This is a genomic window from Collinsella aerofaciens, from assembly GCF_015553355.1.
Lineage (GTDB): Bacteria > Actinomycetota > Coriobacteriia > Coriobacteriales > Coriobacteriaceae > Collinsella > Collinsella aerofaciens_V.
Map to the genome: position 1 here is coordinate 1 of NZ_JADNGN010000061.1, position 3,863 is coordinate 3,863.

The window sequence follows — 3,863 nt, forward strand, 5'->3', positions numbered from 1 at the left end:
GCCTGACCCCATATCGTTGGGGCCAGGCCCGATTTTGCCTCTTGACAATGTCCTGCTCATATTAAAAGGAACGTCCCCAAGTGCCGAGAACAGCAACATTGCAGGAAGAGGACGGAAAGCGAAAACGCCCCTAAGCGAGTGGCTTTGTATCGTAGGTCGAACAAAAGAAGCGAGCGCCGCCCAGAGCGAACAAGTTGGCATGAAAAAGGCGAGGCATAGACCTGATGGTCATGCCTCGCCTTTTGAATGACAAATTGTCGCTCTGGGCGGCGCGCAGCGTCGACCCGTTAGGCGAAGACGATTAAATTATCTCGATGGATCGCCGGCTTCTCGGCCAGGTCTGCCAGCAGGCGGTTGCTGGCGATCTGGTCCTGGCGGCGACCGGCAGCAAGCTCCAGCACGTCCGAATCGGCCTCAGCGATACCGCGAGCGACGACCATACCGCTCGGATCGCACACATCGAGCACATCGCCCTCGGCAAACTGGCCATCGACCTCGCGAATACCCACCGCAAGCAAGGAAGAGCCACGGCTAACCAGCGCCTTCGCGGCACCATCATCGACCGTCACCGAGCCGTGCGCCTTGTCGCCCAGTGCGATCCACAGCTTGCGGGGTGCGATGTCCAGACGCTCCGCCGGCGGATCGAACAGCGTGCCCACGCTCTCGCCGCGGGCGAGGCGCACGAGCGCATCGGGTTCCTCGCCCGAGCAAATCACGCTCTGAATGCCCGCCGTCATCAGGATACGGCTCGCGCGAATCTTGGTAATCATGCCGCCCGTGCCCACCGATGTGGAAGAATCGCCCGCCGAGGCAATAATCTTGGCATCGATCTTATGCACGACAGGAACAAACTCGGCCGTCGGGTCCTCGTGCGGATTGGCGGTATAGAGGCCATCGATGTCCGAAAGCGTCACGCACAGATCGGCAGAAACCAGGCAGCTCACAAGCGCCGCCAGTGTGTCGTTGTCGCCAAACTTGATCTCATCGACGGTGACGGTATCGTTCTCGTTGACGACCGGCACCACGCCAAGCTCAACCAGGCGCAGCAGGGCGTCGCGCGCGTGCAGGTAGGACGTGCGGCGGGCCGTATCGTGGCGCGTGAGCAGCACGAGCGAGGTGAGCAGGTCGCGCGCATGGAACTCCTCGTCGTAGGCCGACGAGATGATGCACTGACCGGCCGAGGCGCAGGCCTGCAGGCTCGGCAGGTCGCCGACCGGCTTGCGGTCGAAGCCCAACACGGGATAGCCACAGGCAATAGCGCCCGAGCTCACCACGACCAGACGCCAGCCGAGCTTGCGCAGCGCTGCGGCCTGATCGGCAAGTCCGCCGATAAAGGCGCGGTTGACCTTGCCATCGGCGCCCACCACCGTGGACGAACCGATCTTTACCACCATAGTTTTATAAGAAGTCGTCATACGTCAAACCAATCAACTGTTCAGCGAACGGCCGAGCTGGCGGCCAAGGGAGCGTGACTCGCCCCTACCGCCCAAGGAATTAGTGAGCCCAAGGAAAGGCAGAAGCCGCGGCCATGTTCTTGCGCACGAGCTCGTCGCGCACCTGAGCCAGGCCCTGCTCCATGCCCACCACATAGGTCTGCGGGTACAGGAAGCGCTTGAAAGCTGCGTCCAGATGATCGAGCGCCCAAGCACAGCGCTCGCGCGCGTCCTGGATGCTCTCACGCGGAGCCACCGCACTGCCATCGCGCACGATCGGCACCAGCAGCTCGCGATACTCAAGTTCGGACACGTCGGTCACCAGGGCGGCATCATTCACGGCCACGAGGGTATTGCCGCGCGCGGCGCCCTCCCCCGCCAGATGGTCCTCGTCGTAGATCATGTCGCAGACCGGGCCGCCAAAGCCGTCGTAATAACGGCGCACGCGTTGCACACCCGGGATCGTGCGCTTGTAGGGCTGCTCGGAGAGCTTGACCACCGGCGTCCATGGATCTGCCTCGCTCGCACGGCGGGCGGAAAGCTTGTACACGCCACCCAGCGCCGGCTGGTCATAGCAGGTCGCGAGCTTGGTACCCACGCCAAAGCTGTCGATGGGCGCGCCCTGGTCGAGCAGCGACTGAATCGTGTACTCATCCAGATCGTTAGAAACCGAGATCCCCACATAGGGCAGGCCCTCGGCATCAAAACGACCGCGCACATACTTGGAGAGCTTGGCGAGGTCGCCGGAGTCGATGCGAATAGCCGATAGACGCTCGCCCACCGCCTCCATCTCCTTGGCAACCGTAATGGCATGCTCGCAGCCCTCGCGCACGTCATAGGTGTCGATGAGCAGCGTACAGTTCTTGGGGCTCGACTTGGCAAAGGCACGGAAGGCCTCGAGCTCGGAATCGAAGCTCATCACCCAGCTGTGCGCATGTGTGCCAAAGACGGGAATACCGTAGCGGCGGCCGGCGAGCACATTGGACGTAGAGGAGCAGCCGGCAACGTAGCTCGCGCGCGCAACGGCCAGGCCGCCATCGGGACCCTGGGCTCGGCGCAGGCCAAACTCCGCCACGGGGCGGCCGTCGGCGGCGAGCACCACGCGCGCCGTCTTGGTGGCGACAAGCGTCTGGAACCCGACGATGTTGAGCAGCGCCGTCTCGAGCAGCTGGCACTCCAGCGCGGGGCCGGTGACGCGCACCATGGGCTCGCGCGGAAAGACGAGCTCGCCCTCGGGCACAGCGTCGATGTTTACATGCGCACGAAAATCGCGCAGGTAGTCGAGGAATCCAGGCTTGAACATCGCGCCGCCGGCAGGGGCCTGGAGCGAGGCGAGGTAGTCGATGTCCTCGGGCGTAAAGCGCAGATTCTCGACCAGCTCGGGCAGCTCGGCGGTGCCGCACATGACGGCATAGGCGCTGCCAAAGGGATGGTCGCGGTAAAACGCGGTAAAACAACCCTGCTCATTGGCCTTGCCGCTCTCCCACAGGCCCTGGGCCATAGTGAGCTCGTACAGATCGGTGAGCATTGCGATGTCGGTGGGATGAGAGATGTCGGTCAAAGCCATGGGGCGACCTTTCGGATGTGTGGTGCAGAATTTGAGGGTTGGACAGGAGCAGAGCATGCGGACATGACGCCCGATGCAAATCGGTTAGAGCAGGCCCATGCTGGTCAGGATCGTGTAGCCCATAAAGATGACAAACGCGATGAGGGCAAGGACAATGATGATTTTTTGAGCCGGCGCCATGCCAGGGATCTCGTTCTCGCCCGAAGGCTCCTTGGAGGTAACCATGCGCTGGGCAAAGGTCATCTCGTCACGGCTCGGCTTGGGCTCGGCGGACTTGGGACGAGCGGCCTTTTTAGGCTGAGGTTTGGGCGCGGCAGGTGCAAGCTTCGCAGCAACGGGCTTGGGTGCGGGCGCGGGCGCCGATGCGGATGCGGCGTTCGTGGCGGCCTCCTCGGCCTTCGCACGCTCGGCACGCAGGGCAGCCAGCTCCTCACGCTCGCGACGGGCCTCTTCCCGAGCCTCGCGGCGGGCCTTCTCGGCGCGGAGCTCTTCCAACTCGGCGCGCTCCTCGTCGGACAATGGTTGGGACTCAAGCTCGGCCATGGTGCAGCCCTTTCTTTCAAAAAAAGCCGCCGACACAATGTCAGCGGCTTATCAAATCCAAGGGTGGAGACGAAGGGAGTCGAACCCTCGGCCTCTGCCATGCGACGGCAGCGCTCTCCCAACTGAGCTACGTCCCCAGGACAAGTCGATATTTTACCTACGGCTCGCCAACTGTCAACGCCCAATAACCAGTCTTTTTGGGACGGAGCTTTTTTGACTACCATTCGCCCGATGATTTTTTAAGGCTCTGTTAGACCAGGATTGACATACATGTGTCCCCACGGTGCCATATCGTTGACCCCATAGACCGCGATGATGGG

At 62.5% G+C, this 3,863-nt stretch carries 3 protein-coding genes and 1 tRNA gene; all 4 read right to left on the reverse strand.

Going from position 1 to position 3,863, the window contains the following annotated elements:
- Window positions 1-287: 287 nt before the first annotated feature.
- The 4 genes from proB to I2D57_RS09740 all read right to left on the reverse strand — a co-directional run bounded on the left by proB (window position 288) and on the right by I2D57_RS09740 (window position 3,680).
- Complete coding sequence (gene proB, locus I2D57_RS09725) at window positions 288-1,415, reverse strand: glutamate 5-kinase (RefSeq protein WP_117766921.1); 1,128 nt, start codon at window positions 1,413-1,415, stop codon at window positions 288-290.
- A 79-nt stretch (window positions 1,416-1,494) separates the two neighbouring features.
- Window positions 1,495-3,000, reverse strand: a complete 1,506-nt coding sequence (locus tag I2D57_RS09730) for a nicotinate phosphoribosyltransferase (protein ID WP_117583751.1) — start codon at window positions 2,998-3,000, stop codon at window positions 1,495-1,497.
- An 84-nt stretch (window positions 3,001-3,084) separates the two neighbouring features.
- A complete protein-coding gene (locus tag I2D57_RS09735) occupies window positions 3,085-3,543 on the reverse strand; it encodes a hypothetical protein (RefSeq protein WP_195362337.1) in 459 nt (152 codons plus the stop codon).
- A gap of 64 nt (window positions 3,544-3,607) precedes the next feature.
- Window positions 3,608-3,680: transfer RNA gene (locus I2D57_RS09740), tRNA-Ala, on the reverse strand.
- Window positions 3,681-3,863 lie beyond the last annotated feature (183 nt).

Bases quoted from the DNA above. Each gene is read 5' to 3' on its own strand.
- I2D57_RS09735 (WP_195362337.1), bottom strand. From the start codon at position 3,543: ATGGCCGAGCTTGAGTCCCAACCATTGTCCGACGAGGAGCGCGCCGAG.
- I2D57_RS09730 (WP_117583751.1), bottom strand. From the start codon at position 3,000: ATGGCTTTGACCGACATCTCTCATCCCACCGACATCGCAATGCTCACC.
- proB (WP_117766921.1), bottom strand. From the start codon at position 1,415: ATGACGACTTCTTATAAAACTATGGTGGTAAAGATCGGTTCGTCCACG.